General features: G+C 73.7%; 26 protein-coding genes. 8 read left to right on the plus strand and 18 right to left on the minus strand.

Annotation, left to right across the window (positions count from 1 at the left end):
* Positions 1-62 precede the first annotated feature (62 nt).
* Entirely contained in the window at positions 63-1100 is a 1038-nt protein-coding gene (locus ACWC24_RS26485; protein ID WP_450665369.1) for a DMT family transporter, read from the minus strand.
* Complete coding sequence (locus ACWC24_RS26490; RefSeq protein ID WP_450665370.1) at positions 1097-1909, minus strand: phosphatase PAP2 family protein; 813 nt, start codon at positions 1907-1909, stop codon at positions 1097-1099. The genes ACWC24_RS26485 and ACWC24_RS26490 overlap by 4 nt, the downstream gene beginning before the upstream one ends.
* A gap of 222 nt (positions 1910-2131) precedes the next feature.
* Here ACWC24_RS26490 and ACWC24_RS26495 point away from each other — a divergent pair, with 222 nt between their 5' ends.
* Positions 2132-2746 carry a TetR/AcrR family transcriptional regulator C-terminal ligand-binding domain-containing protein gene (locus tag ACWC24_RS26495; RefSeq protein ID WP_450665371.1) on the plus strand — a complete coding sequence of 205 codons (615 nt, stop codon included), beginning with the start codon at positions 2132-2134 and terminating at the stop codon, positions 2744-2746.
* 147 nt (positions 2747-2893) lie between these two features.
* On the opposite strand, the gene ACWC24_RS26500 is transcribed toward ACWC24_RS26495, so the two are convergent.
* Positions 2894-3970, minus strand: coding sequence for a DUF2510 domain-containing protein (locus ACWC24_RS26500; protein WP_450665372.1), 1077 nt, complete (start codon positions 3968-3970; stop codon positions 2894-2896).
* 574 nt (positions 3971-4544) lie between these two features.
* Here ACWC24_RS26500 and ACWC24_RS26505 point away from each other — a divergent pair.
* Positions 4545-7223, plus strand: coding sequence for an ATP-binding protein (locus ACWC24_RS26505; RefSeq protein WP_450665373.1), 2679 nt, complete (start codon positions 4545-4547; stop codon positions 7221-7223).
* A gap of 54 nt (positions 7224-7277) precedes the next feature.
* Here the strand turns inward: ACWC24_RS26505 and pcaDC are convergent, their stop codons facing one another.
* The 4 genes from pcaDC to pcaH are packed head-to-tail and all read right to left on the minus strand — an operon-like array spanning position 7278 to position 11121.
* Positions 7278-8405 (minus strand): bifunctional 3-oxoadipate enol-lactonase/4-carboxymuconolactone decarboxylase PcaDC, encoded by a 1128-nt coding sequence (gene pcaDC, locus ACWC24_RS26510; RefSeq protein ID WP_450665374.1) that lies wholly within the window; start codon positions 8403-8405, stop codon positions 7278-7280.
* Complete coding sequence (pcaB, locus tag ACWC24_RS26515) at positions 8402-9739, minus strand: 3-carboxy-cis,cis-muconate cycloisomerase (protein WP_450665375.1); 1338 nt, start codon at positions 9737-9739, stop codon at positions 8402-8404. Before pcaB ends, pcaDC begins: the two co-directional genes overlap by 4 nt.
* Positions 9736-10341, minus strand: coding sequence for a protocatechuate 3,4-dioxygenase subunit alpha (gene pcaG / locus ACWC24_RS26520; protein ID WP_450665376.1), 606 nt, complete (start codon positions 10339-10341; stop codon positions 9736-9738). The genes pcaB and pcaG overlap by 4 nt, the downstream gene beginning before the upstream one ends.
* 6 nt (positions 10342-10347) lie before the next feature.
* Positions 10348-11121, minus strand: coding sequence for a protocatechuate 3,4-dioxygenase subunit beta (pcaH, locus tag ACWC24_RS26525; RefSeq protein ID WP_450665377.1), 774 nt, complete (start codon positions 11119-11121; stop codon positions 10348-10350).
* Positions 11122-11326: 205 nt separating this feature from the next.
* Here pcaH and ACWC24_RS26530 point away from each other — a divergent pair, with 205 nt between their 5' ends.
* A complete protein-coding gene (locus tag ACWC24_RS26530) occupies positions 11327-11791 on the plus strand; it encodes a MarR family winged helix-turn-helix transcriptional regulator (protein ID WP_450665378.1) in 465 nt (154 codons plus the stop codon).
* On the opposite strand, the gene ACWC24_RS26535 is transcribed toward ACWC24_RS26530, so the two are convergent.
* The 4 genes from ACWC24_RS26535 to ACWC24_RS26550 all read right to left on the minus strand — a co-directional run bounded on the left by ACWC24_RS26535 (position 11792) and on the right by ACWC24_RS26550 (position 16273).
* Positions 11792-12811: a DUF3048 domain-containing protein gene (locus ACWC24_RS26535; protein ID WP_450665379.1), complete on the minus strand. Its 1020-nt coding sequence runs from the start codon at positions 12809-12811 to the stop codon at positions 11792-11794. It lies immediately after the preceding gene.
* A gap of 191 nt (positions 12812-13002) precedes the next feature.
* Positions 13003-14037 (minus strand): NAD-dependent epimerase/dehydratase family protein, encoded by a 1035-nt coding sequence (locus ACWC24_RS26540; protein WP_450665437.1) that lies wholly within the window; start codon positions 14035-14037, stop codon positions 13003-13005.
* A 231-nt stretch (positions 14038-14268) separates the two neighbouring features.
* Positions 14269-15231: an SDR family NAD(P)-dependent oxidoreductase gene (locus ACWC24_RS26545; RefSeq protein WP_450665380.1), complete on the minus strand. Its 963-nt coding sequence runs from the start codon at positions 15229-15231 to the stop codon at positions 14269-14271.
* 367 nt (positions 15232-15598) lie between these two features.
* The gene (locus ACWC24_RS26550; protein WP_450665381.1) at positions 15599-16273 is read right to left on the minus strand and encodes a PHP domain-containing protein; all 675 of its coding nucleotides are present in this window, start codon (positions 16271-16273) and stop codon (positions 15599-15601) included.
* A gap of 136 nt (positions 16274-16409) precedes the next feature.
* Here ACWC24_RS26550 and ACWC24_RS26555 point away from each other — a divergent pair, with 136 nt between their 5' ends.
* On the plus strand, positions 16410-16658 hold the full coding sequence (locus tag ACWC24_RS26555) for a hypothetical protein (RefSeq protein ID WP_450665382.1): 249 nt from the start codon (positions 16410-16412) through the stop codon (positions 16656-16658).
* Between the two features lie 50 nt (positions 16659-16708).
* Here the strand turns inward: ACWC24_RS26555 and ACWC24_RS26560 are convergent, their stop codons facing one another.
* Both ACWC24_RS26560 and ACWC24_RS26565 read right to left on the minus strand, forming a co-directional pair.
* Positions 16709-17215 carry a VanZ family protein gene (locus ACWC24_RS26560; RefSeq protein ID WP_450665438.1) on the minus strand — a complete coding sequence of 169 codons (507 nt, stop codon included), beginning with the start codon at positions 17213-17215 and terminating at the stop codon, positions 16709-16711.
* Between the two features lie 341 nt (positions 17216-17556).
* Positions 17557-18219 carry a DUF4230 domain-containing protein gene (locus tag ACWC24_RS26565; RefSeq protein ID WP_450665383.1) on the minus strand — a complete coding sequence of 221 codons (663 nt, stop codon included), beginning with the start codon at positions 18217-18219 and terminating at the stop codon, positions 17557-17559.
* Between the two features lie 234 nt (positions 18220-18453).
* Between ACWC24_RS26565 and ACWC24_RS26570 the strand changes: the two genes are divergently transcribed.
* Positions 18454-19437, plus strand: coding sequence for a ribose-phosphate diphosphokinase (locus tag ACWC24_RS26570; RefSeq protein WP_450665439.1), 984 nt, complete (start codon positions 18454-18456; stop codon positions 19435-19437).
* Here the strand turns inward: ACWC24_RS26570 and ACWC24_RS26575 are convergent.
* The 5 genes from ACWC24_RS26575 to ACWC24_RS26595 all read right to left on the minus strand — a co-directional run bounded on the left by ACWC24_RS26575 (position 19432) and on the right by ACWC24_RS26595 (position 24254).
* The gene (locus ACWC24_RS26575) at positions 19432-19809 is read right to left on the minus strand and encodes an anti-sigma factor antagonist (RefSeq protein WP_450665384.1); all 378 of its coding nucleotides are present in this window, start codon (positions 19807-19809) and stop codon (positions 19432-19434) included. The genes ACWC24_RS26570 and ACWC24_RS26575 overlap by 6 nt on opposite strands.
* A gap of 253 nt (positions 19810-20062) precedes the next feature.
* Positions 20063-20626 (minus strand): TetR/AcrR family transcriptional regulator, encoded by a 564-nt coding sequence (locus ACWC24_RS26580; protein ID WP_450665385.1) that lies wholly within the window; start codon positions 20624-20626, stop codon positions 20063-20065.
* On the minus strand, positions 20623-20985 hold the full coding sequence (locus ACWC24_RS26585; RefSeq protein WP_450665386.1) for a DUF1304 domain-containing protein: 363 nt from the start codon (positions 20983-20985) through the stop codon (positions 20623-20625). The genes ACWC24_RS26580 and ACWC24_RS26585 overlap by 4 nt, the downstream gene beginning before the upstream one ends.
* 89 nt (positions 20986-21074) lie before the next feature.
* On the minus strand, positions 21075-22700 hold the full coding sequence (locus ACWC24_RS26590; RefSeq protein ID WP_450665387.1) for an amidohydrolase: 1626 nt from the start codon (positions 22698-22700) through the stop codon (positions 21075-21077).
* A gap of 51 nt (positions 22701-22751) precedes the next feature.
* Positions 22752-24254 (minus strand): APC family permease, encoded by a 1503-nt coding sequence (locus tag ACWC24_RS26595; protein WP_450665388.1) that lies wholly within the window; start codon positions 24252-24254, stop codon positions 22752-22754.
* A 224-nt stretch (positions 24255-24478) separates the two neighbouring features.
* Here ACWC24_RS26595 and ACWC24_RS26600 point away from each other — a divergent pair, with 224 nt between their 5' ends.
* The 3 genes from ACWC24_RS26600 (at position 24479) to ACWC24_RS26610 (ending at position 26579) form a co-directional block, all read left to right on the plus strand.
* The gene (locus tag ACWC24_RS26600; RefSeq protein ID WP_450665389.1) at positions 24479-24943 is read left to right on the plus strand and encodes a pyridoxamine 5'-phosphate oxidase family protein; all 465 of its coding nucleotides are present in this window, start codon (positions 24479-24481) and stop codon (positions 24941-24943) included.
* Between the two features lie 79 nt (positions 24944-25022).
* Positions 25023-25415 carry a VOC family protein gene (locus ACWC24_RS26605; RefSeq protein ID WP_450665390.1) on the plus strand — a complete coding sequence of 131 codons (393 nt, stop codon included), beginning with the start codon at positions 25023-25025 and terminating at the stop codon, positions 25413-25415.
* Between the two features lie 159 nt (positions 25416-25574).
* Positions 25575-26579, plus strand: coding sequence for a cation diffusion facilitator family transporter (locus ACWC24_RS26610; RefSeq protein WP_450665391.1), 1005 nt, complete (start codon positions 25575-25577; stop codon positions 26577-26579).
* The last annotated feature ends 25 nt before the right edge of the window (positions 26580-26604 follow it).

The following is a 26604-nucleotide window of genomic DNA, read 5'->3' on the forward strand; positions in this document are numbered from 1 at the left end:
CGGCGCGCGGGATTTTGCATGTCTCGCCCCGGTCCCGGGCTCCCCGACGCGTGGTCACGTGCTCACAGCGGGGTCAGCTGTCCCGGACCCGACGGGCGGGGCAGCAGCGCCGGTTCGGCCGACGCGGTCCTCGGCCCCAGTGCCAGCACCGCGGCCACGGGGTGCTCCTCGTCGACCGTCCCGACCGCTCCGGCCGTGCCGACTGTCCCGACCGAGTCGTGTGCGGGGAGCGGGGGGCCGGGTGCGTCGACCGGTGCGGGCCGCTCCGGTGCCGTACGCGACAGCAGGACGACGCCCCACGCCGCCAGGCCCGCGCCGGCCAGCGCGAGCAGCACCCCCGGCGCCCCGCCCCGAAGGCGTTCGCCCAGCAGGGCGAGGCCGATCGTCGCGGCGGCCATCGGGTTGGCCAGCGTCACCACCGCCAGCGGCGCGCCCAGACCTCCCCGGTAGGCGGTCTGCGCCAGCAGCAGCCCGCCGGCGGCGAAGGCCGCGACGAGCAGCGCCACCCCGATCACCTGCAGGCTCAGCACCCGACCCGAGCGGTCGGTGGCGGCCACCGTCACCGTCTGGGTGAGCGCCGAGGCGACCCCGGAGGCGAAGCCGGACGCGGTCGCGTGCCGCAGGCCCGGCCGCGCGCCCGGACGGGACAGCAGCCCGATGAGGGCCGCCGTCGCCGCGGCGACCGCCAGCGCCTCGGGCAGGCTCAGGACCTCGTCGGGCGCGGAACCCGAGGCCATGACGAGGATCGCGGCCAGCCCGGCGAGGGTGTACGCGGTGCCGCGCCACTCGTTCGCGCTGACCCGGCGGCCCGCGAGCCGGGCGCCCAGCGGCACCGCCGCGACCAGGGTGAGCGCGCCGAGCGGCTGCACCACGGTGAGCGGGCCGTACTTGAGCGCCACCACGTGCAGCAGGGCGGCGCCGGCGTTGAGCCCGACCGAACTCCACCAGGCGCCGCTGGCCAGCAGGCGCAGCGTGCCGGTGCCGGAGTCGGAGCCGGTGTCGGAGGTGCGGGAGGCGAGGCGTTCCTGGCCGACGGCCGCGGCCGCGTAGGCGACGGCGGAGAACAGCGACAGGACGACGGAGAGCAGGGTGGCGGTCATCGGACGGCCCCCACCGACGCGAGCGCCGCCGCGGGGACACGGTCCTGCGCCGGTACGCGGTCCTCGTCGACGTGTCCCGCGGTCGTGGCCGTCCGGTGCGGCGGGTGGATCAGCGCGAGCGCCAGGCAGAGCAGGGCGCCGGCCGTGATCGCGTCCAGCCAGTAGTGGTTCGCCGTGCCGACGATCACCAGCAGGGTCAGCAGCGGATGCAGCAGCCAGAGCAGGCGCCATCGTGAGCGGGTCGCGGCGATCAGGCCGATCGCCACCATCAGCGCCCAGCCGAAGTGCAGCGAGGGCATCGCCGCGTACTGGTTCGAGAGGTGGTCGCTCGACGGGGGGCCGTACACGGACGGCCCGTACACCTGCGCGGTGTCGACCAGTCCCGTCGCCGCGAGCATCCGTGGCGGGGCCAGCGGGAACGTGAGATGCAGGACCAGGGCGGCCGCGGTGAGCGCGGCCAGGACCCGGCGGGCCCAGACGTAGTGGGCTGGGCGGCGCAGATAGAGCCAGATCAGGAAGGCCACGGTGGCGGGGAAGTGGACGGTCGCGTAGTAGGTGTTCGCGAGGTGCGCCAGGGTTTCCCGGTGCAGCAGCGGGGCCTGGACGAGACCCTCGCCGGGCAGGTGGACCGCCCGCTCCAGGTCCCACACGTGCCGGGCGTCGCGGAAGGCCTCGCCGGTGTGGCCGCTCGCCAGCTGCCTGCCGAGCTTGTAGACGAGGAAGAGTCCTGCGACGAGCAGGAACTCACGGACGAGCGGCGGCCGCGCTGTCGCGTCGGACTCCGCTTCTTCAGGCTCGGTTCGGTTCATCCCCCCGGCCCCCTTGCTGACGGTGGTGCGTGCGCGCTGCGGCGAGCTCGGCGCTCGTCTGCTCTGCGCACGCGTATGTGTATATGGCAACGACACGGTGCCGTACCGATACGGTAGTGTACCGATACGTTCGAGTACCGGTACACTGGCGTATCGATTGCATGCGACACACTGGAGAAGGGCCCCGTCGGGCCTGTCGGACAGCAGTGAGGGGAAATGCCGATGACGTCGCAGGCCGCGGACGGACCGGAGACGGTCGTCGCCTCGCGCCGCTCCAAGCTCACCCGTGAACGTGAGCAGGAGTTCTTCGACGCCGTCCTGGAACAGATCCGTGAATGCGGCTACGACTCCGTCACCATGGAGGGCGTCGCCGTGAGCACCCGGTGCAGCAAGTCCACGCTCTACCGGCAGTGGGGGACGAAGCCCCACTTCGTGGCGGCGGCGCTGCGCTCCACCCGGCAGGCGCGCTTCGTCGGCATCGACACCGGAACGCTCGCCGGCGACCTGCGCGCGGTGGCGCGGGCCGCGGGTGACTGGTCGGGCAAGGACACCCGACTGCTCCAGGCGCTCGGCCACGCCGTCATGCAGGACCTCGAACTCCAGAAGGCGCTGCGAGAGGCACTCGTGGAGCCCGAGATCGCCGAGTTGGAGCGCATCCTCCGGCGCGGGGTCGAGCGCGGCGAGGTCGCGGCCGGCCATCCGGCGCTGGCCTACGTGCCCGCCATGATGTTCGGTGTCCTGCGAGTACGGCCCGTGCTGGTGGGCGAGTACGCCGACGGGGACTACCTCGTCGGGTTCGTGGAGGCCGCCGTGCTGCCGGCACTCGGCCTCGCCTGATACTCAGGCCGCCGTCCCCGGGATGACCGGACGGTGACCTGCTCGCGCCGCACCGTGGGGACGGGGGCGGCGCGCACCCCCCGGCCGGGTGGGGTTCCTCTTGAGCGGAGAGGTTCCCCACCCGGCCGACCGGCTTCTCGGGGCCGGTCAGACGTTCTGACCGCTGCCGCTGCCGGTCGACACCTTGATGCCCGCGGCGATCTCGTCGATGACCGAGACCTTCTGGTCCGTGTCGAGGCCGAAACGGATCACGGCGATCCGCGCGGGGTCCGCCGGAGAGGGGAACGCCAGCGACTCGACATAGCCGTCGGCACCCTTGCTCGTGACCGCCTTCCAGCGGACCAGGTAGCCCTTCTGCCCGGCCACCGTCACCGCCTTTGAGGCCAGCACCTGATGCGAGGTGATCTTGCCGTAGGTGGTGCCGCCGTAGGACTCCTCGGCGTTCGTGGCGATGTCCGCCTTGGCGACCGCCTCCGCGGTCGAGCCCTTGGTGCCCAGGGCGATGGCGGGGGCCGAGTAGGCGCCGCCCTTGGTGCACTTCTGGGAGGTGTCGCCGGGGCAGTCGTACGAGTTGTTCGACGTGACCTGCGCGCCGACGCTGATCTCCTGGCCGTACCAGTCGTCCGGGATGGGGATGCTGATCCCGCTCACCGCGTCGGTGACCGAGCCGCTCTTGATCTTCGGCGCCTCGGACTGGTCGGGTGCGGGCGACTGTCCGCCGTCGCCCGAACCGCCGTCGCCGCCGGAGCCGCCCGGACCGCCCTGGCCGCCCGACTCGCCGAAGGGGCCGCCCTGCCCGCCGGAGCCGTTCCGGCCGCCGGGGGCGCCCTGGCCCTGCCGCGCGTCGTTCGTGCCGCCGCCACCGTCGTCCTTGGTCAGCGCGAACACGCCGATGCCGATGCTGGCGAGCACCGCGACCGCGACGCCGACGGCTATGCCGGTCCGCAGCCCGCGCCGCCGGCCGTCCGCCGGCGGCTGTGCGGGGTAGCCGGGATATCCGGGGTAGCCGGGATACCCCGGCTGGGTGGGATAGGAGGAGTCGGGCGAGACGTACGGCTGCGTACCCTCGGGCGACACCTGCATCGGCGGACCCCAGCCGGCGGCCTCTCCCGCGGGGCGGGTCTGGTCCGTCCACGTCTTGCCGTCCCACCAGCGCTCGGTGGGGGGACCATCACTTTTCTGCCCGGGGTCGGGGTACCACCCGGGAGGAGTCACCTGCGTCATGCCCCCACCGTATGAGGCGTCGGTGAAAGAGGGATGAGAGGGATCCCGTCTCTGCCTCCGCAGCCCCTCTCCGCCAGCCGCCGGCGCTTCCCTGGGCCACCCCTCGGCGCGTCCTCGGGCCACCCCTCGGCGCGTCCTCGGGCCACCCCTCGGCGCGTCCCCGGGCCACCCCTCGGCCCGGCGCCGGGTCACCCGTCCCCCGCGCGTCCACGGACCCCCCCGGCGGTGCGTCCCCGGATCCCCCCTCGGCGCGTCCCCGGATCGCCGGGCCCGGCGCGCCACCCGGCCACCCGCCCCCCGGCGCGCCACCCGACCACCCCCTCACCGCGCCACCACACCGCCACCGCACCCTCACCCCCCGGCCCGCCACCGCCGACGTGAATTCACCGTCAATTTGCCTCTATCGCACCGCTGTTGACACTCGGCAGCCGTCCCGTACGGGACCCCGCGTCGTCCCGGCGCACCTGCCGTCACCCTTGACGGCAAGAGGTGCGTGGACCGGCCTCCGGTTCACGGGCGGGGCGGCTACGCTCGAGGTCTGTACGTCGTTCGGGCGACTTCGGGAGGTAGCGGGATGACGGAGGCCAGGCCCGCGACGGGCGCCTCGGCTTCCCTGTGGGAGCGTGACGAGGAAGTCGCCGCCATCGCTCGCGCGGTGGAGACCCTGTGCGTCGACCGGTCCTCCGCGGGGAGCCTGGTGGTGCTGCGGGGCGAGGCGGGACTCGGCAAGACCGCGCTGCTGGCCGAGACGCGTCGGATCGCCGAGGCCCGTGGCTGCACCGTGTGGTCCGCGCGCGGCGGCGAGACCCTGAGGTCCGTCCCCTTCAACGTCGTACGGCAGTTGCTCCAGCCCGCCCTGGTGTCGCTGCTGCCGGAGGAGGCGCGCGAGTACCTCGGCGACTGGTACGACGTCGCGGGCCCCGCCCTCGGCATCACGGAGCCCGGCGAACGCCACGCCGACCCGCAGGGCGTCTGTGACGGCCTCGTCGCCGCCGTGCGCCGGCTGGCCGGGCGGGACTGGCCGCTCGTCCTGCTGATCGACGACGCCCACTGGGCGGACCAGGAGACCCTGCGCTGGCTCGGCGCCTTCACCGAACACCTCGACGACCTCTCCGTCCTGGTCGTCGTGGCCCGCAGGCCCGGCGGGGTCGGCGGCGAGAGCGCCCGCCTCCTGGACGGCATCGCCGCGGCGGCCGGCCCCGTCACCCACCTGAGCGCCCTGACCCCGGACGCGGTGGCCGGTCTCACCCGGGCCGCGCTCGGCCCGCACGCCGACGCCCCGTTCTGCCGGGAGGTGTGGGCCGTCACCGGCGGCAACCCTTACGAGACGATCGAACTCCTCGTCAAGGTGCGGAACAGCGAGCTGGTGCCGACCGAGTCCTCGGCCGGCGAGCTGCGCGCCCTGAACCGCTCGGCCCGCGGCGGTGGCCTCGTCGCCCGTCTGGAACAACTCGGCGTCGACGCCACCCGGTTCGCCTGGGCCGCCGCCATCCTCGGCACCGGCATCTCGGTGGAACTCGTGGCCCGGCTCGCCGCGATGCGCCACGACGACGCGGTGCGCTGCGCCCGACTGCTGTGCGAGGCACGCTTCCTGACCGAACCTGACCCCAGCGCGGGCCCGGTGGCGGTGGGGGAACTCCAGTTCCTCCACCCGCTGATCGCCTCCGCCGTCTACCACTCCATCCCGGACGCGCTGCGCACCGCCATGCACGGCATCGCCGCCCAGGTCGTCACCGACTCGGGCCGGGGGGCGGCCGCCGCGGCACCTCATCTGCTCCAGGTCCATCCGGACGACGACGAGGAGCTCGTCGAGCAGTTGCGGGAGGCCGCCCGCGAACATCTCGCCGTAGGCGCCCCGGACGCGGCCCGCGCCTGTCTCGAACGTGCCCTGCTGGAGCCGCCCCGGCCCGAGGTGCACGCCCGGGTGCTGTACGAACTGGGCTGTGCCGCCCTGCTGACCGCGCCCGCCCGGACCATCGGCCATCTGCGGACCGCGCTCGGCATGCCGGGCCTCGACGGTGCCGAACGCGTCGACGCCGTCTTCCGTCTCTCCCAGGCGCTGCTCCACAACGACCAGTTGGAGGAGGCGGTGCGCACCGTCGAGGCGGAGGCCGCCCGGCAGGGGGCCGGACCCGCCCGGATGCGGTTGCAGGCCGTGCAGTACATGTGGGAGGGCATCTTCGGGGAGACGACCTCACCGGGCCGGTCGGAGCGCCTCGCCGAGCTCGCCCGCACCTGTGCCGGTCGCGACAACTCCGAGCGCGCCGTGCTGATCCTGCGCGCCTTCGACCTCATGGCACACGGTGGGAACGCCGAGGAGGTCGTGGAGTGCGCAGACCGCGCCCTCGTCAACGGCCGCCTCGCGCCGGGCCTCGGCTGGACCGACAGCGAGTGGGGCGTCGAACTGCTGATGATGCTGGGCAGTTCGTACGTCTACGCCGACCGTCTCGACAGGGCCGAGAGCCTCTTCGCCGAGGCCCTGCGCGTCTACACCACGGCCGGCTGGAGCGGCGGCCACCTCGCCCTGGCCAACGCGTTCGTCGGGCTCGCCTACCGCAGACAGGGCCGCCTCAGGGACGCGGAGGCCATCCTGCGCGAGTCGTTGCGGCTGGCCGAGCGGGTCGGCCGCGGTCTGCCCCTGTACTGGTCGGCGTCCTGCGGGCTCGTCGACACGCTGCTGGCCCGCGGCCATGTCGAGGAGGCCCGGGCGGTCGCCGAGCGGTACGGCTTCGCCCCGCCCTACCCGTCGACCATCGTGCTGCCCGACCCCCGCTCCGTACGCGGCCGCCTGCTGCTGGCCGTCGGCCGCACCGAGGACGGGGTCAACGAACTGGAGGCGGCCGAGAAGGCGGCCGCCGCCCGCGGCGGCCACAACCCGGTGCTCGCGCCGTGGATGGTCGACCTGGCCAGGGCGCTGGCCGTCGAGGATCCCGTCCGGGCCGGACGGCTCGCCACCGACGCGCGCCGCCAGGCCGAACGCCTCGGCACGGACACCGCCATCGGCGAGGCCCTGCGCTGTGCCGCCGCCCTGGAGACCGGGCAGCGCGCGGTCCGGCTGGCCGGCCAGGCGGTCGCCTACCTGGAGTCCTCGCCGTGCCAGTACGAACACGCGGCCGCCCGGGTCGAGTACGGCATCGCCGCGCGCTCCGTCGCCGACCTCAACCGGGGCCTGGCGCTGGCCCGTTCGTGCGGTGCCGACGGCCTGGTGCGCCAGGCGCGCGCGGCCCTGGAGACGGTCCGCGGGCCACGCTGAGGACCGGGGCCGTCAGGGTCACCCGCCGCCTCGGCGCCCCGGCCGTCGGGAAGGTCACCCGCCGCCCTGCTCCTCCTCGGCGAGCACACGCTGGGCCGTGGCGAACGCCGAGTTCGCGGCCGGGACCCCGCAGTACACGGCCGTCTGCAACAGCACCGCGCCGATCTCCTCGGGGCTGAGCCCGTTGCGCCGCGCCGCCCGGACGTGCATGGCCAGCTCCTCGTAGTGGCCGTGCGCCACCAGCGCCGTCAGCGTGATCATGCTGCGTTCGCGGCGGCTGAGCGTCGGGTCGGTCCAGATCTCCCCCCACGCGTAGCGCGAGATGAAGTCCTGGAAGCGGGCCGTGAAGGGCGTCTGCCGGGCCTGCGCACGGTCCACGTGCGCGTCGCCGAGGACCTCGCGCCGGACCTCCATCCCCCGCCGGGCGGCTCCGCCGAGGTGCGCCCGCAACGCCGTCAGCACGGCCTCCGGGCACTGCGCGGGCGCCAGGTGCGAGGCGCCGGGCAGTTCGACCAGCGTGGCGTGCGGCACCGCGTCGGCGATCTCCCGCAGATGCGCGGGCGGGGTCGCCGGGTCCTGGCGGCCGGCGATCAGCAGGGTGCGTACGGAGATCTCGCCGAGCCGGTCCCGCAGGTCGAACGCGGCCAGCGCGTCGCAGCAGGCGGCGTACGCCCCCGGGTCGGCCTCCCGGTGGTCCCGGACCAGCCGGGGCACACTGAACCCGGGGGTGAACCAGCGGGCGTCCGCGCTCCCGGCGAGCCCGGCCAGTCCCTCGCGCCGCACCAGCGCGGCCCGTTCCTGCCACGGCCGGACGCCGTTGAAGTGCGCCGACGAGCAGATCACCGCCAGCGACGAGACCCGCTCGGGGTGGTGCAGGGCCAGGTGCAGGCCCACCGCGCCGCCGAGCGACACCCCCGCGTACCCGAACCGCTCGATCCCGAGCGAGTCGGCGAGCGCGAGCACCAGTTCGGCGAGGTCCCCGACGGTGGCGCCGGGGCCGATCAGGTCCGGCGCGCTGCCGCCGTGCCCGGGCAGGTCGAAGCGGACCACCCGGTGGACGGCCGACAGCTCGGGCGCCACCTTGTCCCACAGCGCGTACGACGTGCCGAGGGACGGCCCCAGCAGCAGCGGGGGAGCGGAAGCGGGCCCCTCGGCCAGGTGGTTGAGGAGTGTGGCGGTCAACGTCGCTCCAGACAACGGTCGGTGAGTGCTCCGGCGGCGCCGGTGTAACGGGTGGGATCGGCCGCACCGGCGAGCTCGATCCCCTTCAACTCCGGCTCCTCCGAGAGGAGTTCGGCCAGGGGGCGGCCTTCGGCGTAAGTGCGCCGGGCGAGGTCGGTGAGCAGCTCCTTGGCGCGGGCCCGGCCGAGCACCCCGGCCAGCTCGGCCGACAGCCGCTCGGAGACGATCAACCCACGGGTGATATCGAGGTGTTCACGCATGACGTCCGGATGCACCCGCAGTCCCTCGGCGAGTTCGGCGGCGCCCCGGGCGGCGCCCCCGACCAGCCGCAGCAGCTCCCGCAGCGGCTCCCACTCCGCGTGCCAGGCACCGGCCGGCCGCTCGTCCTCGGCGACCAGCGCCCCGTGGAGCGTGGCCGCGAGCTGGGGCGCCCGCCGGGCCGCCGCCACGATCAGCGTCGACCGTACGGGGTTGGCCTTGTGCGGCATGGCCGAGGAGCCTCCGCCGCCGCCCTCGGTGGTCTCGCCGATCTCGGTGCGGGTCAGGGTGAGCACGTCCACGGCCGTCTTGCCCAGCGCCCCGGCCGTGAAGGCCAGCGCCCCGGCCAGGTCGGCGATCGGGGTGCGCAGCGTGTGCCAGGGCAACAGCGGTTCCCTGAGCCCGAGTTCGCGGGCGTAGGCGGCGGGCAGGGCGAGCGGGTCGGCGGCCCCGTACACCGAGAAGGCCGCGAGGGTCCCGGCCGCGCCGCCGAGCTGGGCGGGCAGCGTGTCGCGTACGGCGGTCAGCCGGTCGCGCGCGTCGAGCACCAGCGACCGCCAGCCGGCCGCCTTCAGCCCGAACGTCGTCGGCACGGCGTGCTGGGTGAGCGTGCGCCCCGGCATCGCGGTGTCCCGGTGGGCGGCGGCCAGCGCGGCCAGCGCCCGCTCGGTACGGGCGAGGTCGTCGAGGACCGGGCCGAGGGTGCGCACGGCCACCAGCATCGTCGCCGTGTCCATGATGTCCTGGCTGGTCGCGCCCCGGTGGACGTACGGACCGTGCTCCGGGCCGACCGCCTTCGTCAGGTCGGCGACCAGCGGGATCACCGGGTTCCCGCCGCTGCGGGCCCGCAGGGCCAGATCGCGCACGTCGAAGCCGGCGCCCGCGGCCGCCTCGGTCACCGCCGTCGCCGCCGCGGCCGGGGCCAGGCCCAGCGCCGCCTGCGCCCGGGTCAGCGCGGCCTCCGCGTCCAGCAGCGCCCGCAGAAAGGCGCGGTCGCCGGTCGCGGACGCGGCGGGGGAGCCCGCCCACCCGGGGGCGAGCAGGCCGGTGTCGGCTTCGGCTTCGGCAGCTGTCACTGGAACTCCAGGAAGACCGTCTCGCCCTCGCCCTGAAGGCGGATGTCGAAACGGTACGTGCCGTCGCCCCCGTCGCGGGCGATCAGCGTGTCGCGGCGCTCCTCGGCCAGTCCCGCCAGCAACGGGTCCGAGGCGAGTGCCGCCTGATCGCCGGGCAGGTAGATCCGGGTGAACAGGTGGACGAGCAGCCCCCGCGCGAAGACGCAGACGCTGAGATACGGCGCGCTGCGCCCGCGTGCGCCGGGGCGCAGTGTGCGCGCGTACCAGTGCCCGTCGGCATCGGTCTGGATCCGGCCCCAGCCGGTGAACTGCACGCCGTTGCGGCCCAGGTGGCCGCCGGTCGCGGGGTCGCGCCGCATCGAGCCGTCCGTCGTCGGCACCCGGCCGTCCGGGCCGGGTCCCCACAGCTCCACGAGGGCGTCGGGCAGCGGGTTGCCCTCGCCGTCGTACACGTATCCCTGGACGGTGACGGTGTCCGGGTGGCCCACCGGGGCGATGTCGCCGCCGCCCGGGAACGGCAGCGCGTAGCCGTAGAACGGGCCGACGGTGTGCGACGGGGTGGGCAGCACGTTCTCCGGCCTGCTGGTGTCGATCTTCGTCATGTCCGGTCAGCGCCCTTCTTCGATCCAGGTGGCGTTCGGTCCGTCCAGGACCAGGTCCCAGTGGTAGCCGAGCGAGAACTCCGGCACGGACAGGCTGTGGTCGTACGTGGCGATCAGCCGCCGGCGGGCGGCGTCGTCCGTCACGGACTGAAGGATCGGGTCGTAGGGGAAGAGCGGGTCGTTCGGGAAGTACATCTGCGTCACCAGCCGCTGGGTGAACGCCGAGCCGAACACCGAGAAGTGGATGTGCGCCGGGCGCCAGGCGTTGACGTGGTTGCGCCACGGGTACGGGCCCGGCTGGATCGTGGTGAAGCGGTAGTGGCCCGAGTCGTCGGTCAGCGTGCGGCCCACGCCGGTGAAGTTCGGGTCCAGCGGGGCGTCGTGCTGCTCACGCCGGTGGGCGTAGCGGCCGGCCGAGTTCGCCTGCCAGATCTCCACGAGCTGGCCGCGCACCGGACGCCCGTCGCGGTCCAGCAGCCGCCCGGAGACGGTGATCCGCTCGCCGATCGGCTCGCCGCGGTGGTGCCGGGTGAGGTCGTTGTCGATCTCGGTGATGTCGCGCTCGCCGAAGGCGGGGGAGTGCAGCTCCACCAGCTCCGGGTCCTGGGCCACGTCGATGGTGACCGGCGGCTGCTCGGGGTGCCGCAGCGCCGAGGAGCGGTACGGCGCGTAGTCCCGTCGTGGCTGGTGCTCCACGGGCGCGCCGCCGGCGAGCCGCTTCTCGTAGGCGGCGCGTCCGGCCGCGATCTCCTGGTCGATGTCCTGCTGGGTGAGAGCCATGGGGGTCCTAGCGGTTCCTAGATAGTCAGCGCACTGAGTATTTCGGTGAGGTTCCCTCACGCTGCCACCGGTGGGCTCGGGCGTCAAGGCCCGTGAGAAATACGTGGTCAGCGCCTGTCCCACTCTCAGGCGGAGCCCGCCTCGGTCGCGTATTGTTCAGTGCACCTACGAATTACGACCGTTGACTACGACCACGGGAGCGCATATGGCCGCGGTGGACCTCACCACCCACCCCGGGCACCTGGCCCGGCGGCTCCAGCAGGCCCACCACCTGCTGTGGAACACGATGGTCTCCGAGGAGATCACCTCTCCGCAGTTCGCCGTGCTCAACACGCTGGTCGCCGAGCCGGGCCTCGACCAGCGCACCGTGGGGGAGCGGGTGGGGCTGGACCGGTCCACCATCGCCGAGGTGGTCAGCCGGCTCGGCCGGCGCGGGCTGCTGGACAAGGTCCGCGACCCGCAGGACGGCCGCCGCTCCCTGCTGCGCCTCACGGACGACGGTCTGCGCACCCACCGCAGGCTGGCCGTCCGCACCGCCCGGATGAACCAGGTCTTCCTCGCCCCGCTCTCCGCCGCGGAGCAGACCCAGTTCTTCGAGCTGATCCGCCGGGTCTCGGACGCGGCCGAGGGGCTGCGCAACCCGGCGGAGCCCCTGGCCGGTCAGACCTGATCACGCCTTGGCCAGCACCACCCACACCTGGCCCTTCGCGAAGTTCACCGGCGAGCCGTCCGGGGTCGTGAACGTCGTGCCCGCGGCGGCCGTCGCCCGCGTCCAGCGGACGTCGTAGCTGCGCCCGTCGCGCAGCACCTCCGCCTTCCCGGACCCCACCGTCTCGGTGTACGGCGTGTAGTTGCCCAGCACGTCGTGGTAGCCGGACCTGCGGATCTTCACGTACTGCACGACGACCGTCGCGGGCGCCGGCCGCCGGCCCGCGGCGGTCACCGTCGGGGTCCCGTCCTGGGTGACCAGCCAGCGGTGCCGGTCCGCGGACCAGGTGAAGGTGACGCGGGCGGCGGGGTAGCGGACGGTACGGGTGGTGAGGGGACGCCCGCCCTCGGGCGCGGCGCCGTACCGGAAGCCGGTGGTCAGCGCCTCGGGACCCGGCGCCGAGCGCATCAGCTTCGACGGCCGCAGGTACAGGTTGTGGGGTGCGACGTGGTCGCTGCCCCGGAAGTAGGCGCCGGACACCCGGTCCGCCGGCTCGGCGCGCAGCGGCGCGCGGTCGATCAGCGGCAGCAGCTTCCCCTGCGCGCCGGAGAACGCGAGCGTCGGCCGGTCGAACTGGCCCAGCAGCTCCAGGTCGGACTCGCGGGCGCTGCGCACCGGACCGATCACGTCCGGCAACCTGGTGGCGTACACGGCCATCAGCCGGCTCAGCCCGCCCTCGACCTGCTCGACGTACACCACGTCCGCGGAGTCCAGCCCGCGCTGCGGGCGGGCCGCGGGAACGTTGTCGATCTTCACCGCGAGCACCGATCCGCTGCTCGTACGGGTCGGGGCGCTGGAGGGGCTGGGCGTGGCCGGTGTGCTGTGCGCCGACGGCCGTGGACGGCCCCGCTCGTCGTCACCCGGGCGGTGCGACGTCGTACAGCCCGCCGTCCACGCGGCCACCACCGCGGTGACCAGCAGCGCCGCGGTCGCCGCGACCCCCCGCGTGCGCGCTCTTCGTCCCTTGCCCAATGTCCCCACCCCGTTCTGTACCCATGCCTGTGCGCTTAGAGCTCCGGACAGAAGTGGGGCCCGGCGGGCGGCGCCCGGCACGCACCCTCGCCGCGTTGCCGAAAGGCCCTGGTAGCTCCGCTACAAGGACCTTCCGGCGCCTTGCGATCGCACGCACCGGACACCGCCCGCTGATCGGACCCCACTTCTGTCCGGAGCTCTTATCCCGCCCTGCGCCACCACGAGGACTCGGGCTCGGCCTCCGTCTCCTCTTCGCGGCGCAGGCCCAGCAGGAACTCCTCCAGCACCTCCGTCGCCGTGTGCCGCGGGTGCCAGCTCAGCTCGGTGTGCGCCCGCGCGCAGTCCATCAGGGGCAGCCGCACGACCGCGTCGAAGAGCTGGGGCGAGGCGGGCAGCAGCCGCAGGCCCCAGGCGGCGGCGACCGCGGTACGGGCCGCGGTGCGCGGGAGCCGTACCGGACGGGCGCCGAACATCGCGCTCAGCAGCTCCGTGTCGACCGGGGGCTCGGCCGCCAGGTTGAAGGCTCCGTGGACCTGGCGGTGCACCGCCAGCCGGTACGCCTCGGCCGCGTCGTCCGGATGCAGGACCTGCACCCGCAGCCCCCTTACCTCCGGCAGGAACGGCAGCAGGTCGGGCCGGGGCGACGGCCCGGGCCGCAGCCGCCCGCCGGGGACGCGGTGCGGTGTGCGGGCCGGTTCGCGCCGGACGAGGAAGGCCGGCCGCATCCGTACCACCCGGACCTCGGGATGCTCCCGCTCGAACGTGTCCAGCACCCGCTCCAGGTAGGCCTTCTCCCGGCAGTACGCGGCGCCCGGCCAGCCGTGCGTCGGCCACGACTCGTCCGCCGTCCGTCCCTTCGGTCCCGGAGAGTAGGCACCCACGGACGACCCGTGCACCAGGGTCGGCACCCCCGCCGCGGCGACCGCCTGGAACACCCGGATGCTGCCCAGCACATTGGTGCGCCAGGTCACGGCGGGATCGTGCGTCGGCCGGAACGCCCAGGCCAGATGGACCACGGCGGCCGCCCCCTCGAACTCCTTCACCGGATGGGGCCGTTCCGTCGACAGGTCGACCGCGGCCCAGTCCGTCTTCGGTGGCGACCAGTCGGGGAGCCGGCGGGCCAGGCCCAGTACCCCGCCCACCTCCGGATCCTCGGACAGCAGCCGCACCAAGCTCGTACCGACATGACCGGTGGCGCCCGTGACGACCACCCTCCGACCCGGTTCGCAGCTCACCTCGGTCTCCTCCCTGTGGGTGGGGTGGAGCTGTCCGAGTACCCGGTCCGCGCGGACCCGCACCGCGATGGTGGGGCGACGGGCGACGGGCGACGGGCGACGGGCGACGGGCGACGGACGCCGGGCGACGGACGCCGGACGCTGGACGCTGGACGCCGGACGGCGGACGACGGCCACGGTCACGACGTCCGCGCCCCGCTCGGACCGGCCGGGGAGTTCACGGCGAGGTGCTCAGCCGGCGAAGGCGTCGACCCCCGTGAGCTGGGCCGACAGCGTCCACAGCCGCGCGGCCTGCGCGGGGTCGGTCGCCCAGTCCTTCACACCGTTCGGCTCGCCGCCCGCCACGGCGGGCTCGGCGACGTCGCAGTCCTCCAGGTACAGGCCGCCCAGGCCGTCCAGCAGGGGCGAGGTCGCGGCCCACACCTGGGTCGCCGCACCCTGTTCGGGGTTCTTGAAACCCTTGGGGTTCAGCAGATTGCCCTCGGCGTCGATCCAGCCGCGCTCGATCATCTCCTCCTCGGGGAGGTGCCGCTGGAGCGGGGTGACGATCCCGCCGGGGTGCAGCGAGAAGGCCCGTACGCCGGCGTCCCGGCCCAGCCGGTCCAGCTCCACGGCGAACAGCGCGTTCGCCGTCTTGGCCTGTCCGTACGCCTCCCACTTGTCGTAGCCGTGGCGCCAGTGGACGTCGTCCCAGCGCATGCCGGAGAAGTGGTGGGCGCGCGAGGAGACGGAGACGACGCGTGCGCCGCCCGCCGCGATCGCCGGCCACAGCCGGTTGACCAGGGCGAAGTGCCCCAGGTGGTTGATGGCGAACTGGGCCTCCCAGCCGGGCCCGACCCGGGTCTCCGGGCAGGCCATGATCCCGGCGTTGTCGATGACGAGGTCCACGGTCCGGCCGGAGGCGAGGAAGCGTCCGGCGAAGCCGCGCACACTCTCCAGGTCGCCGAGGTCCAGTTCGTCGAGTTCGACGCCGTCCATTCCGGCGAGCGCCTCCCGGGCGGTGTCCGGGCGGCGGGCCGGGACGACCACGTGGGCGCCCGCCTTCGTCAGGGCCCGGGTCGTCTCCAGCCCGAGGCCCGAGTAGCCGCCGGTGACGACGGCGAGCCGGCCGGTGAGGTCGATGCCCTGGAGGACGTCGTCGGCGGTGCTCTCGGCGCCGAAGCCCGAGCCGATCCTGTGCTGTGCGGTGGTCATGCCCCGGACGCTACGAATTCGAGTGCTCTCGAAGTCAAATGAAACTCGGTCGGTGGCGGCGGAGAGGCCGGCCGGGCGGCGGGAGGGCGCGGCCGGACCGGGGAAGGCCTCGGCCGGACAGGGGAAAGCCCCGACCGGACGGGGGAATCACGGTCGGGGCGGCACAAGGTGGGAACAGAGGGCGGTCGCCTCGCGGCGGGGGCTCCCCAGGGCTTCAGCCGAACGATCGTCCCTGGGGGCAAAGGGTTGAGGCCCGGGGACACTGTCCCCTCCGCTCCCACGGTTGGTTCAACGGGCAATCACCGGCCGCTGTTCCCCGCCAGGCCGCCGCTCGTGGTGATCCGTGTCACCCCGAGCGGGTCACGCGTCAGGCCGCCGACGCGGGGACCCGGCCGTCCAGGGTCCAGGCCGGCGGTTCGTCCGCGGACCAGGTGGTCACCACGCGTTCCGCGGGCACCCCGCACTTCTCGGCCCGCGCGCAGCCGAGCGCCTGCCAGTCCAGCCGGCCGGGCGCGTGGGCGTCGGTGTCGACGGCGAACAGCGCGCCCGCCGCCACGGCCCGGCGCAGCAGCCGTTCGGGCGGGTCGAGCCGTTCCGGACGGCTGTTGACCTCCACGGCCGTACCGGACTCGGCACACGCGGCGAACACCTCGTCCGCGTCGAACTCCGACTCCGGCCGGGTCCGTCCGGCCACCGGACGCCCCGTGCAGTGCCCCAGGACGTCGGCGTGCGGATCGCGTACGGCGGCCACCATGCGGCGGGTCATCGACCGGGCGTCCATGCGCAGCTCGGAGTGGACGGACACCACGACGACGTCGAGCCGCTCCAGCAGTTCCGGCTCTTGGTCGAGGGTGCCGTCGTCGAGGATGTCGCACTCGATGCCGGTCAGCAGCCGGAACGGCGCCCAGGTCCCGTTGAGCTCCGCCTCGGGCAGTTCCCGCAGCACGCGCGCCGCGGTGCGCAAGGCCCGGACGCGGTACGTCGGTGCCGCGGACCGTTCCAGCAGAAAGGCGATCCGCTCCAGGGCCTGTACGGGCTCCATCGCCACCTCCTGGATCCAGGGTTGCCCAGCCGGAGCCGGGCCGCACCACGGCCGGGCACTGGGGCGGTGAACCCGATGGGCCCGACGGGTGACGCACGTCGCCCGCGACCGCCGGTTGCGATTTAGGCTCGAAGACATGACCGAAGTCGCGTGCCCTCACATCGGCAGTCCGCGGATCATGGTGCTCGGCGTCCAGCCGGGCGACCCGCCGTTTCGCATCGTGGAGATCGACGGTGAGGTGGTCGGTGAGGCGAGGACCGTCACGGACGTCCTCGCGGCGGCGGCCGCGTCCGGCATCGTCGTCCACGACCTCGACGATCCGGACGTGGTCTGCTGGGTCGGCGGGGACAAGTTCACCTGGAAGCTGCACTGGGGCCGCACCTGAGGGCCGGGCCGGCCGGGCGGTGGGCGCCCGGCCGGGCCCTCGTACGGCCGCTACCGCGACCGCCTGCGGGCGTGTACCGCCCGGCTCAGCCGCCGGCCCAGGAGCAGATAACCCACCAGCGCCCCCGTGGTGTTGAGGATGACGTCGTCGATGTCGAAGGCCCGTCCGGTGATCAGGGCGCCCTGCGCGAACTCCACCAGCAGCATCACGGTCGCGGTCAGCAGCAGCACCCGCAGCAGCCCGCGGGCCTGCGGGGCCACGACCGGCACCAGGACCCCGAACGGCACCCCGAGCAGCAGGTTCCCGCCGATCTGCTTGACCGCGTCACGCAACGCGGGCTGGTCCAGGTAGGCCTTGAGGGAGCTGCCGGGATGGAGGTTCGTGTGCGTGAGCGCCACCGACGCGGGCGACGGTTCGAGGGTGAGCTTGGCCAGCACGACGGCGAACGCCACCATGAACGCGAAGGCGCACAGCATCGCCAGAGCGCGCAGCGGGAGGGGCAGCGGACGGCGCTCGTCACGGGCTGGCCGCGCCGTGGACCCGCGCTTCGCCTTCAGGGCCGCCCTCGTCCTGGCGGCGAACTTCGGTTTCGTGGTGGGTTTCGCCTTCGTGTCGGCTTTCGCCTTGGTCCCGGCCTTCGCTTTCGCCCCCGCCTTCGGCTTGGCCCCGGCCTTCGCCGCCCTGGAGCGGAAGCCGGGCAGCCTGCTGGTCCAGGCGGACGGTTCGGGTCCGGCGGCTGCCGGATCGGTTCCGGTGGCGCGCGATCGAAAGGCGGTACGCGGCCTGGAGGCTGCGCGGGCCATAAGTTCCTCCATGCTTCAACTTCCCGACGTTGTAGGGGGGTTACCCGCCATCGCAGGGTCGATGCCGGGCCTGGCGCGGTGGCGCGGACGGCCGGTCAGCTTTCGTACGTGATGTGCACCTCCTCGAAGCCGAGGGAACCCAGCAGCCCTTGGAGCATGTCCGTGGTGTTGGTCTCGGCCCGTGCCGTCAGCTCGCTGTCCTTGGCCGCGTCGCCGATGTGCCGGACCGCCAGTTTCTGCACGGCCTGTTCGCTGTTCGGGTTGTCCGAGAAGAGGTCGCCGAGCCGGTCGAGGAGACCGCGTTGCTTGGAGACGGCGTAGGAACGGTCGGGGTCGAGGGCCGGCTTGCCGAGCTGGGCGTGCGGCAGCCGGAGGGTGGCGGACGTACGGTCGTCGTTCACCGTCACGTCGCCCTTGCCGAGCCTGCCGAGGTCGACGTACGCGTCGACGGTGCCCGCCCCGACGTACAGGGTGCGGCTGCCGTGCAGCGCGTCGGGCAGGTACTTGGCATCCTTCTCCAGGTCCACGACGACCTGGAAGTTGCCGGAGGCGGCGTCGTAACGGCTCATGTCCTGGATGGACTTCAGGAGTGCGGGACCCGAGCGGTCCTGGGTCTCGGTGCCGAACAGGTCCCGCAGCCCCGGCAGTACGGCCAGCCGGATTCCGGCGAACAGCACGACGAGCACCAGCACGAAGGCGGTGAGCACCTTCGCCCAGCCGGGCATGCGCCGAGGGATGCGCCTGATCGAAGAGGTCATGTCGACGGTCCTCCTTCCTACTGGCCGGATGCCCGCCAATTCCGTTGCCAGACAGTCAGGTTGGCTGATCCATTCCGCCCGTCGACCGGCCGGTGGTCCCGCCCGGGGGCGGCGCGACGCCGCCTCGCGGCCGGGGCGCCGCTCGTGGAGCATGGGGATCAGGCCCGGTACGACCGGCCCCACGTGAGTCGACCCCAGGTGACCAGGGCGACCTGGTCGGACGAGGAGCGGATCGTGCGAGACATCGCCGTCTTCACCGGCAGTGCCCACCCCGAGCTGGCCGCGGAGCTCTGTGCCCATCTCGGCGTGCCGCTCAGGCCCACCCGGGTGAGCAGGTTCGCGAACGACTGCCTGGAGGTCCAGCTCCAGGCGAACTGCCGGGAGCGGGACGTCTTCCTCGTCCAGCCGCTGGTCCGGCCGGTCCAGGAGCACCTGGTCGAACTGCTGCTGATGTGCGACGCGGCCCGTGGCGCCTCGGCCGGCCGGATCACGGTCGTCATGCCGCACTATTCCTACGCCCGCTCGGACAAGAAGGACGCGCCCCGTATCTCCCTGGGCGGGCGCATGGTCGCGGACCTGATGGTGTCGGCGGGCGCCCGCCGGGTTCTCACCATGGCCCTGCACGCGCCCCAGGTGCACGGCTTCTTCTCGGTCCCGGTCGACCATCTGCACGCCCACCGCGAACTGGCCGCGCACTTCCGCCGGTACGACCTGACGAGCACCACCGTCGTCTCGCCCGACCTGGGCAACGCCAAGGAGGCCGCGGCCTTCGCCCGGCTGATCGGCGCCCGGGTGGCCGCCGGGGCCAAGCAGCGCTACGCGGACGACCGGGTGAGCATCAGCACGGTGATCGGCGATGTCACCGGACGGGACGTCATCGTTCTCGACGACGAGATCGCCAAGGGCAGTACGGTGCTCGAACTCCTGGAGCGGTTGCGGGAGTTGGGTCCGCGCAGCATTCGGGTGGCGTGTACGCACGGGCTGTTCGCGGCGGGGGCGCTCAAGCGGCTCAGCGAGCAGCCCGACGTGCTGGAGATCGTGTGCACCAACACGGTCCCGGTGCCGGCCGAGGAGCACACCGACAAGCTGCGGATCCTCTCCATCGCCCCGGCGCTCGCGGAGGCCGTGCGCCGGATCCACAACGGGGAGTCCGTCAGTGCCCTGTTCGACGCGCCGCGGACCGAGTCGACGGCAGGGGACGGCGGGGCGGGGTCATAAGGTGCCGGAGGTGGCCTCGGGCCGGCCCAGCGCCGCGTCCAGGGTGGGCCGGGGCGGCAGCAGCCGGGACAGGCCGGTGAGCCGCAGGACGCGCAGCGTCGTCGGGTGGGTGCAGACCAGGTGGAGCTGTCCGCCGCGGTCGAGGACCCGGTGCCGGGCCCGGTAGAGCAGGCGCAGGCCCGAGCAGTCGAAGAACTCGATCTCGGCGAGGTCGATCACGACCCGTGGTTCGGGGCCTGAGGTGGCGTGGTCCAGGTGCGGGACGATCTCCGCGGCCGCGGCGATGTCGATCTCGCCGTGGAACTCCAGGACGGTGTGACCCCGGTCCTGGTGGACGCGCAGCTGCCGGGTGAATGGCGCCGGTTCCCGCACGACGACATCGCCTCCAACCCGCTCCGGGGACGGGGATCCCAACTTCCTTGCCCGTCCTGCAAGTTACCCTCCGAAGACTGAATTTGAGCATGTTCGATTGACATATGTCTTCGAATTGAGGCCGACTTCTTTCAAGATCTGAGCCAAGGGGGTGGACCGGGCCGTGGCGGGGCGTCGGCCCCGAGGGCGTGCGGGGCGGCGGCGCGGCAGGTCGGCCGGGTGACGCCCCGGGTCCGGGCCGGCGGACGGACGCTCAGCGGCTCGCGTGCAGGGCCACCAGCAACTGCCAGACCTGGTCGGAGATCTCGGCGGCGGACGCCTCCAGCAGCCCGTGCAGCCAGTCGCCCAGCACCCCCGTGAAGGTGGCGGCGACGGCCGAGGCGACCAGGGGTGCGTCGGCCGCCCCCGCGAGTGCGCGTTCGCGCAGGCTGTAGGCCCGCAGGTCGCCGTGGAGCACCCGGCCGAGCGGGCCCGCGCCGCCGGGGCCCAGCAGGGCGCGGTAGAGGGCGGCATGGGGGGTGAGCGAGTCGAAGAACGCGGCGAGCGAGGGTGGCGCGTGCACCGGGTCGGGCCTGCCGCGCCAGGCGTGCAGCGCCTCCACGGCCTCGCGTACGACGTCCGCGCAGGCGTCGACGGCGAGCGCCTCGAGGTCGGCGTAGTGCACGTAGAAGGTGGCCCGGCCGACACCGGCCCGGCGGACCAGCGCGGCCACCCCGACCTCCGCCAGCGGCCGTTCGGCGCACTCGGCGAGCAGGGCCGCCCGCAGCCGGGCCCGGGTGCGCGCGGCCCGCGGGTCCTCGGGCACGCCGCGGTTCACCGGGCGGCCAGCACGGCGGCCAGGGCGAGCGCGCCGGGCAGCGCCTGCGCGAACAGGATGCGGCGGTTCGCCGTCGCGGCGCCGTATGCGCCCGCGACCACCACGCAGCACAGGAAGAAGATCTGGGCCTGCCGGCCGGTCGGGTCGTCGGCGAGCAGACCCCAGACCAGGCCGGCCGCGAGAAAGCCGTTGTAGAGGCCCTGGTTGGCGGCGAGCGGGGCGGTCGTCCGCGCCAGCTCCGGCGCGAAGCCGTGCAGCGACCGGCCGGGCTTCTTCTGCCACAGGAACATCTCCAGCACCAGGATGTATCCGTGCAGCACGGCCACCAGGCCGACCAGCACGCTCGCGACGGCTTCCATGCCTTCTCCTTCGCGGACAGATGTTCTTGGACAGGTGTCCACTGTACATGGACACCTGTCCAAGTAATCACCGCGGTCCCCGCCACGCCCTAGTCGGCCGTGTGCACCAGTTCGCCGCCCACGTACGTCCGTCGCACGCGTGCCCCGGCGATCTCCCCCGGCGCTCCCGCGAACGGGTCGCGGTCCAGCACCACCAGGTCCGCGAGCGCGCCCGGGGACACCTTCCCGGTGTCGTCGAGGTGGTTCACGTAAGCCGATCCGGCGGTGTACGCCGTCAGCGCCTGCGCCAGACCGATGCGCTCGCCCGGCAGGAAGACCGGGCCGCTGCCGCCGGGCTGGACCCGGTTGACCGCCACGTGGACGCCCTGGAGCGGGTCCGGGCTGCTGACCGGCCAGTCGCTGCCCGCCGCGAGCGTGGCGCCGGAGCGCAGCAGTGAGCCGAACGGGTACTGCCACGCGGCCCGTTCGGGACCGAGGAAGGGGATCGTCAGCTCGTCCATCTGCGGTTCGTGCGCCGCCCACAGCGGCTGGATGTTGGCGGTCGCGCCCAGCCGGGCGAAGCGCGGCACGTCGTCGGGGTGCACGACCTGGAGGTGCGCCAGATGCGGCCGGGTGTCGCTCGGCCCGTTCGCCGCTCGGGCCGCCTCGATCGCGTCCAGGGCGTCGCGCACGGCCCGGTCGCCGAGCGCGTGGAAGTGGCACTGGAAGCCGAGCGCGTCCAGCTCCGTCACGTACCCGGGCAGGCGCGCGGCGTCGACGAAACTGGTGCCCCGGTTGGCCGTGGCGCAGCCGCACCTGTCCAGATACGGGTCGAGGAGCGCGGCGGTGCTGTTCTCGGCGACCCCGTCCAGCATCAGCTTCACGCTGCCCGCCCGGAACCGGCCGTGGCTCAACTCCTCCCGCCGTTCGACGAGTTCGGGTATCTGCTCGGCACCGCGTTCGCGGTCCCACCACAGGGCGCCGACCACGCGCGCGGTCAGCGAGCCGTCCCGGGCCGCCGTCCGGTACGCCTCGGACGGGTCGTCCAGACCGACGAATCCCCCGACGAGCGCGTCCTGCCAGGCGGTGACGCCCAGGGCGTGCAGCGCCCGCTGGGCGTGCAGCAGCGCGGCCAGCCGGTCGGCCTGCGTGGCCACCGGGGCGAGCCGCCCGACCAGCTGCATCGCGCCTTCCTGGAGCGTGCCGCTGGGCTCGCCTGAGGCGTCGCGCTCGATCCGCCCGTCGGCCGGGTCGGGGGTGTCCCGGGTGATGCCGGCCAGCGCGAGGGCGCGGCTGTTGACCCAGGCCCCGTGGTGGTCGCGGTTGGGCAGGTACACCGGCCGGTCCGGGACGACGGCGTCGAGGAGTTCCTTCGTGGGCGTACCGCCCTCGAACGCCTCCATCGACCAGCCGCCGCCGAGGATCCACTCCCGCTCCGGACGCGCCAGCGCGTACGCGCGTACGGCGGCCAGGGTCTCGTCGGCGGTCCGGGTCCCGGTCAGGTCGCACTGGGCGAGTTCGAGCCCGGCCGGCACCGGGTGGACGTGCGCGTCCTGGAAGCCGGGCAGCAGCAGCCCGCCGGCCAGGTCGACCACCTCCGTTCGGGGCCCGGCGAGTTCGCGCAGTCCGTCGTCCCCGACGGCGGTGACGCGGTCGCCGGTCACGGCGACGGTGGTGGCGGTGCGGCCCTCGGGAGTGAGGACGGCGCCACCGGTGAAGAGAAGGTCGGCGTGCATGTTCTCGGTTTCCTCGTGCGTCGGCGTGCGTGGTCTCGGTTTCCCCGTACGTCAGGGTGCGGTGGTGAGCAGTCGCGGCGCGTCGGCGTCGGTGCCGTCGCCGGTGCGGAAGTAGGGCGAGCGGCGCACCCACTTGGCCCAGGCGGCCGCAACCAGGCCGGAGGTCACCATCACAGCGGGCGCCAGCAGCAGGAACCACCCGTTGTCCGGGCTGAGTTCGAGATGGTCGGCGGAGGTGTAGAAGGACCGGCAGAGGTAGCCGCCCAGACCGAGCAGCGCCGCCGCGCTCAGGCCCGGCAGGACCACCGCGCGCACCCCCTGCCGCCAGTCCTCGCGCAGCAGCCCGCGGAAGCGCACGGCCGCGGCCAGCGCGGTGAGCGCGTACGACAGGGCGACGACGATGCCCACCGCGTTCACCGTCGCCAGGATCATGTCGGCCAGCCGCGGGACGACCAGCGCGAGCCCCGCCACCGCCATGGCCAGCGCGCCGATCAGCAGGGTGCCGGCCGCCGGGGTCCCGTACCGGGAGCTGACCCTGGACCACACCGGGCCGAGCGTGCGGTCCCGGCTCATCGCGAACATCCCGCGGGCCGTGGGGATCACCCCGGCCTGGAGCGAGGCGACGGCCGAGAACATCAGCGCCACCAGCGGCAGCGTGGCCAGTGGCTGCGCCGCCAGCCGCTCGCCGAAGTAGGCCAGCCCCTCGGCGCCGTGACCGGCCAGCTCGTCCTGCGACAGCACCCGCTGGAAGGCGACCGAGCCGAGCAGGAACAGCGCCAGCATCGTCCCCAGGGTGATGAACCCGGCGCGCGAGGCGTCCCGCGGTTCGCGCACCTCCTCGTTGACGCTGAAGGCGGCGTCGAAGCCCCAGTAGCAGAACACCGACAGCAGCAGTCCCTGGGCCAGCGCGGAGGCCGACGGGATCGCGAAGGGATCGAACCAGCTCAGGCTGAAGGGGTGCGGACCGGTGACGATGCCGTAGCCGCAGAACCCGATCAGCACCACGTACTCGAAGACGAGCAGTGCGGTCTGGAGCCGGGCCGCCGTACGGATGCCGGTGACGGCGGTCAGGGTCACCGCGGCCAGTGCCACGATCCCGACCGCGGTGGTCTGCGCCGTGGAGCCCGGGTCCAGCGTCAGCCCGCCCACCCGGTGCAGTCCGGCCTCCCCGGCCAGCTGCATCATCGCCGACCCGGTGACCGCGGTCGTGTACGCGAGGAACGCCACCGTGGCCACGATGTTCACCCAGCCGACCATGAAGCCGAGCCACGGCGTCAGCGAACGCCCCACCCACACATAGCCGTTGCCCGCGTTCGGCTCGACCCGGTTCAGCCGCGCGTACGCTCCCGCGATCCCCAGGATCGGCACGAACGCCAGCAGCATGATGGCCGGCAGACGCAGGCCCACCACCCCGGCCGTGACCCCGAGGCCGATACCGATGGTGGTGGTCGCCGCCGTGCTGGACGCGGCGATCGCGACGCCGTCGAGGACGCCGAGGGACTTGCGCAGCGCGGGCCGCGCGGGAGGGTCGGCGCCGTAGGGCTTGTCGGTCATGGCCAGTACTCCGCTCGCACCGGGGGGCCTGGTCGGCCCCGGTGAACGCACATGAAACTGGCCGGGGACACAACTGGTCAACGGTGTTGTCATAAGTGGTCGCCGCTCCGACCCGACGGCGGCGCGCCCGGCGGAGATCCGGGTGCGGGAGGGGGCCCGGCGGTCACACTGGAAGACGTGAACCCGTCAGTGAGGTACGACGTCCCGCCCGGAGGCCTTCGACGATGACCCCGCCACCCGCACGCCCCGCCAAGCAGCGCAAACAGGACACCCTGCACCGCCTCGAACACGACGTGGACGCCTGGGTCGCCACGGCCGACGAGGGTGGAGGCGCCCCCTACCTGGTGCCGCTCTCCTTCTTCTGGGACGGCGCCACCCTGCTGTTCGCCACCCCGGAATCCAGCCCCACCGGCCGCAATCTGCGCGCCACGGGCCGGGCACGGCTCGGTATCGGCCTCACCCGCGACGTGGTGATGGTCGAGGGCCCCGTCCTCACCGTGCCGCCCGCGGAGCTGCCCGAGGAGGACGCCGAGATCTTCGCGGGCAAAACCGGCTTCGACCCCCGGCTGCTCGCCACGCCCTACCTGTACTTCCGGGTGCGCCCCGACCGGGTGCAGGCCTGGCGCGAGGTGAACGAGCTCGACGGACGGGACCTGATGCGCGACGGGGAGTGGCTGGTGGCCGACTGAATCGGCCCGGCCGGGGCATCCGGCCCGCAGGAGGCGCGGGGCACACACGCCCCGCGCCCGGGACCCCTGCGGAGGCGACATGTCTGTGGTGAAGGCGGGCGTCGTGGTGCTCGACTGCGCCGAGCCCGAGAAGCTCGCGGTGTTCTACAAGGAACTCCTGGAGGCCGAGGAGACCGTCGTCACCGCCGACATGGTGGGGATCCTGGGCCCCGGCGGCACCCGGCTGGCGTTCCGCCGCGACGCGAACGCGACCCCGCCGAGCTGGCCGCGTCCGGAGAACGCCCTCCAGGTCCACCTGGACTTCCTGGTCGAGGACCTGGACGAGGCGGAACGCCGGATCGTGGGACTCGGCGGACGCCCGCTGGAGACCAAAGGCGCGCCGACCGCGTACGAGGAGCGCGGTTACGCCGACCCGGCCGGCCACTCCTTCACCCTGCGCCTGCTGCCGTCCATGTCGCCGAAGCTGGGCTGACGGCGGCCCGGCCACTCACGGGGCCCGGCCGCACATGGGCTCAGGCCGGCCCGGTCGGCCCGGTCGTCGACGGGACGGCCGGCCGCCGAGGGGTCGGCCGATCGCCGTCTTTTCCGCCGGAACCGGTATGAGCCGTGCCTGGCGGGGCAGTTGGCGAGGATGAGCGGGAGCACGCCCCAGAACGGGCCCACACACCGGGACGGACCCACCCCTCGCGGCGCACCGGACCGGAAGACGCGGGTCACCGTGCTGGTGGCGCTGGCCGCCAACCTCGTCATCGCGGCCGCCAAGCTCGTCGGCGGCCTGCTCGCGGGCTCGCCCGCGCTGCTGTCGGAGGCCGCGCATTCCGTGGCCGACAGCCTGAACGAGGTCTTCCTGCTGGCCGCGCTGCGCCGCAGCCGTCGGCCGCCCGACCGGCGTCACCCCTTCGGCTACGGCAAGGAGCGCTACTTCTGGTCGCTCCTCGCGGCCGTCGGGATCTTCGTGATGGGCGGCTGCTTCTCCGTCTTCCAGGGCGTCGAGGCGCTCGGGAACGGCACCGAGGAGGAGTTCGCCGGCTATGTGGCGGGCCTGGCCGTGCTCGCCGTCGCCTTCGTGGCCGAGGGCGTCTCCCTGCTGCGCGCCCTGCACCAGGTGCGCGCCCAGGGCGGCCGGGCCGGACTGCGCGACCCGGCGCTGCGCACCGTCGTCGCCGAGGACGGCACCGCCGTGCTGGGCGTGACCATCGCCATGGCCGGCATGGCCCTGCACATGGTCACCGGGCAGGTGGTGTGGGAGGCGGCCGCCTCGATGGCGATCGGTGTGCTGCTGGTCGTCGTCGCCTACGGGCTCGGCCGCGAGGCGCGCGACCAACTCATCGGGGAGGCGGCCGACCCGGAACTGCTCGGCAGGATCCGGTCCCTGCTGCGGGCGCAGCCCGAGATCGACAGCGTGGAGGCGCTGTTCACGATGAAGACGGGCCTGGACTCCAGCCTGGTGGCCGCCCGGATCGACCTGGTGCCGGGCCTGGACAGCGAGGAGGTCGAGGAGGTCGCGGTGCGCATCAAGGGGTCCGTCGGCCGGGTGTGCCCCGGGACCGGGGAGATCTTCCTCGACGTGACCGACCGGGCAGCGCGGGAGGCACGGGAAAGCCCCGCCGCGACGGGGGAGCGCGGCGGGGCCTGAGGACCGGGTGCCCGGGGGCCGCGGT

Source organism: Streptomyces sp. NPDC001443 (genome assembly GCF_053597355.1).

Bases quoted from the DNA above. Each gene is read 5' to 3' on its own strand.
- ACWC24_RS26485 (WP_450665369.1), bottom strand. From the start codon at position 1,100: ATGACCGCCACCCTGCTCTCCGTCGTCCTGTCGCTGTTCTCCGCCGTC.
- ACWC24_RS26490 (WP_450665370.1), bottom strand. From the start codon at position 1,909: ATGAACCGAACCGAGCCTGAAGAAGCGGAGTCCGACGCGACAGCGCGG.
- ACWC24_RS26495 (WP_450665371.1), top strand. From the start codon at position 2,132: ATGACGTCGCAGGCCGCGGACGGACCGGAGACGGTCGTCGCCTCGCGC.
- ACWC24_RS26500 (WP_450665372.1), bottom strand. From the start codon at position 3,970: ATGACGCAGGTGACTCCTCCCGGGTGGTACCCCGACCCCGGGCAGAAA.
- ACWC24_RS26505 (WP_450665373.1), top strand. From the start codon at position 4,545: ATGACGGAGGCCAGGCCCGCGACGGGCGCCTCGGCTTCCCTGTGGGAG.
- pcaG (WP_450665376.1), bottom strand. From the start codon at position 10,341: ATGACGAAGATCGACACCAGCAGGCCGGAGAACGTGCTGCCCACCCCG.
- pcaH (WP_450665377.1), bottom strand. From the start codon at position 11,121: ATGGCTCTCACCCAGCAGGACATCGACCAGGAGATCGCGGCCGGACGC.
- ACWC24_RS26530 (WP_450665378.1), top strand. From the start codon at position 11,327: ATGGCCGCGGTGGACCTCACCACCCACCCCGGGCACCTGGCCCGGCGG.
- ACWC24_RS26545 (WP_450665380.1), bottom strand. From the start codon at position 15,231: ATGACCACCGCACAGCACAGGATCGGCTCGGGCTTCGGCGCCGAGAGC.
- ACWC24_RS26550 (WP_450665381.1), bottom strand. From the start codon at position 16,273: ATGGAGCCCGTACAGGCCCTGGAGCGGATCGCCTTTCTGCTGGAACGG.
- ACWC24_RS26555 (WP_450665382.1), top strand. From the start codon at position 16,410: ATGACCGAAGTCGCGTGCCCTCACATCGGCAGTCCGCGGATCATGGTG.
- ACWC24_RS26565 (WP_450665383.1), bottom strand. From the start codon at position 18,219: ATGACCTCTTCGATCAGGCGCATCCCTCGGCGCATGCCCGGCTGGGCG.
- ACWC24_RS26585 (WP_450665386.1), bottom strand. From the start codon at position 20,985: ATGGAAGCCGTCGCGAGCGTGCTGGTCGGCCTGGTGGCCGTGCTGCAC.
- ACWC24_RS26590 (WP_450665387.1), bottom strand. From the start codon at position 22,700: ATGCACGCCGACCTTCTCTTCACCGGTGGCGCCGTCCTCACTCCCGAG.
- ACWC24_RS26595 (WP_450665388.1), bottom strand. From the start codon at position 24,254: ATGACCGACAAGCCCTACGGCGCCGACCCTCCCGCGCGGCCCGCGCTG.
- ACWC24_RS26600 (WP_450665389.1), top strand. From the start codon at position 24,479: ATGACCCCGCCACCCGCACGCCCCGCCAAGCAGCGCAAACAGGACACC.
- ACWC24_RS26605 (WP_450665390.1), top strand. From the start codon at position 25,023: ATGTCTGTGGTGAAGGCGGGCGTCGTGGTGCTCGACTGCGCCGAGCCC.
- ACWC24_RS26610 (WP_450665391.1), top strand. From the start codon at position 25,575: ATGAGCGGGAGCACGCCCCAGAACGGGCCCACACACCGGGACGGACCC.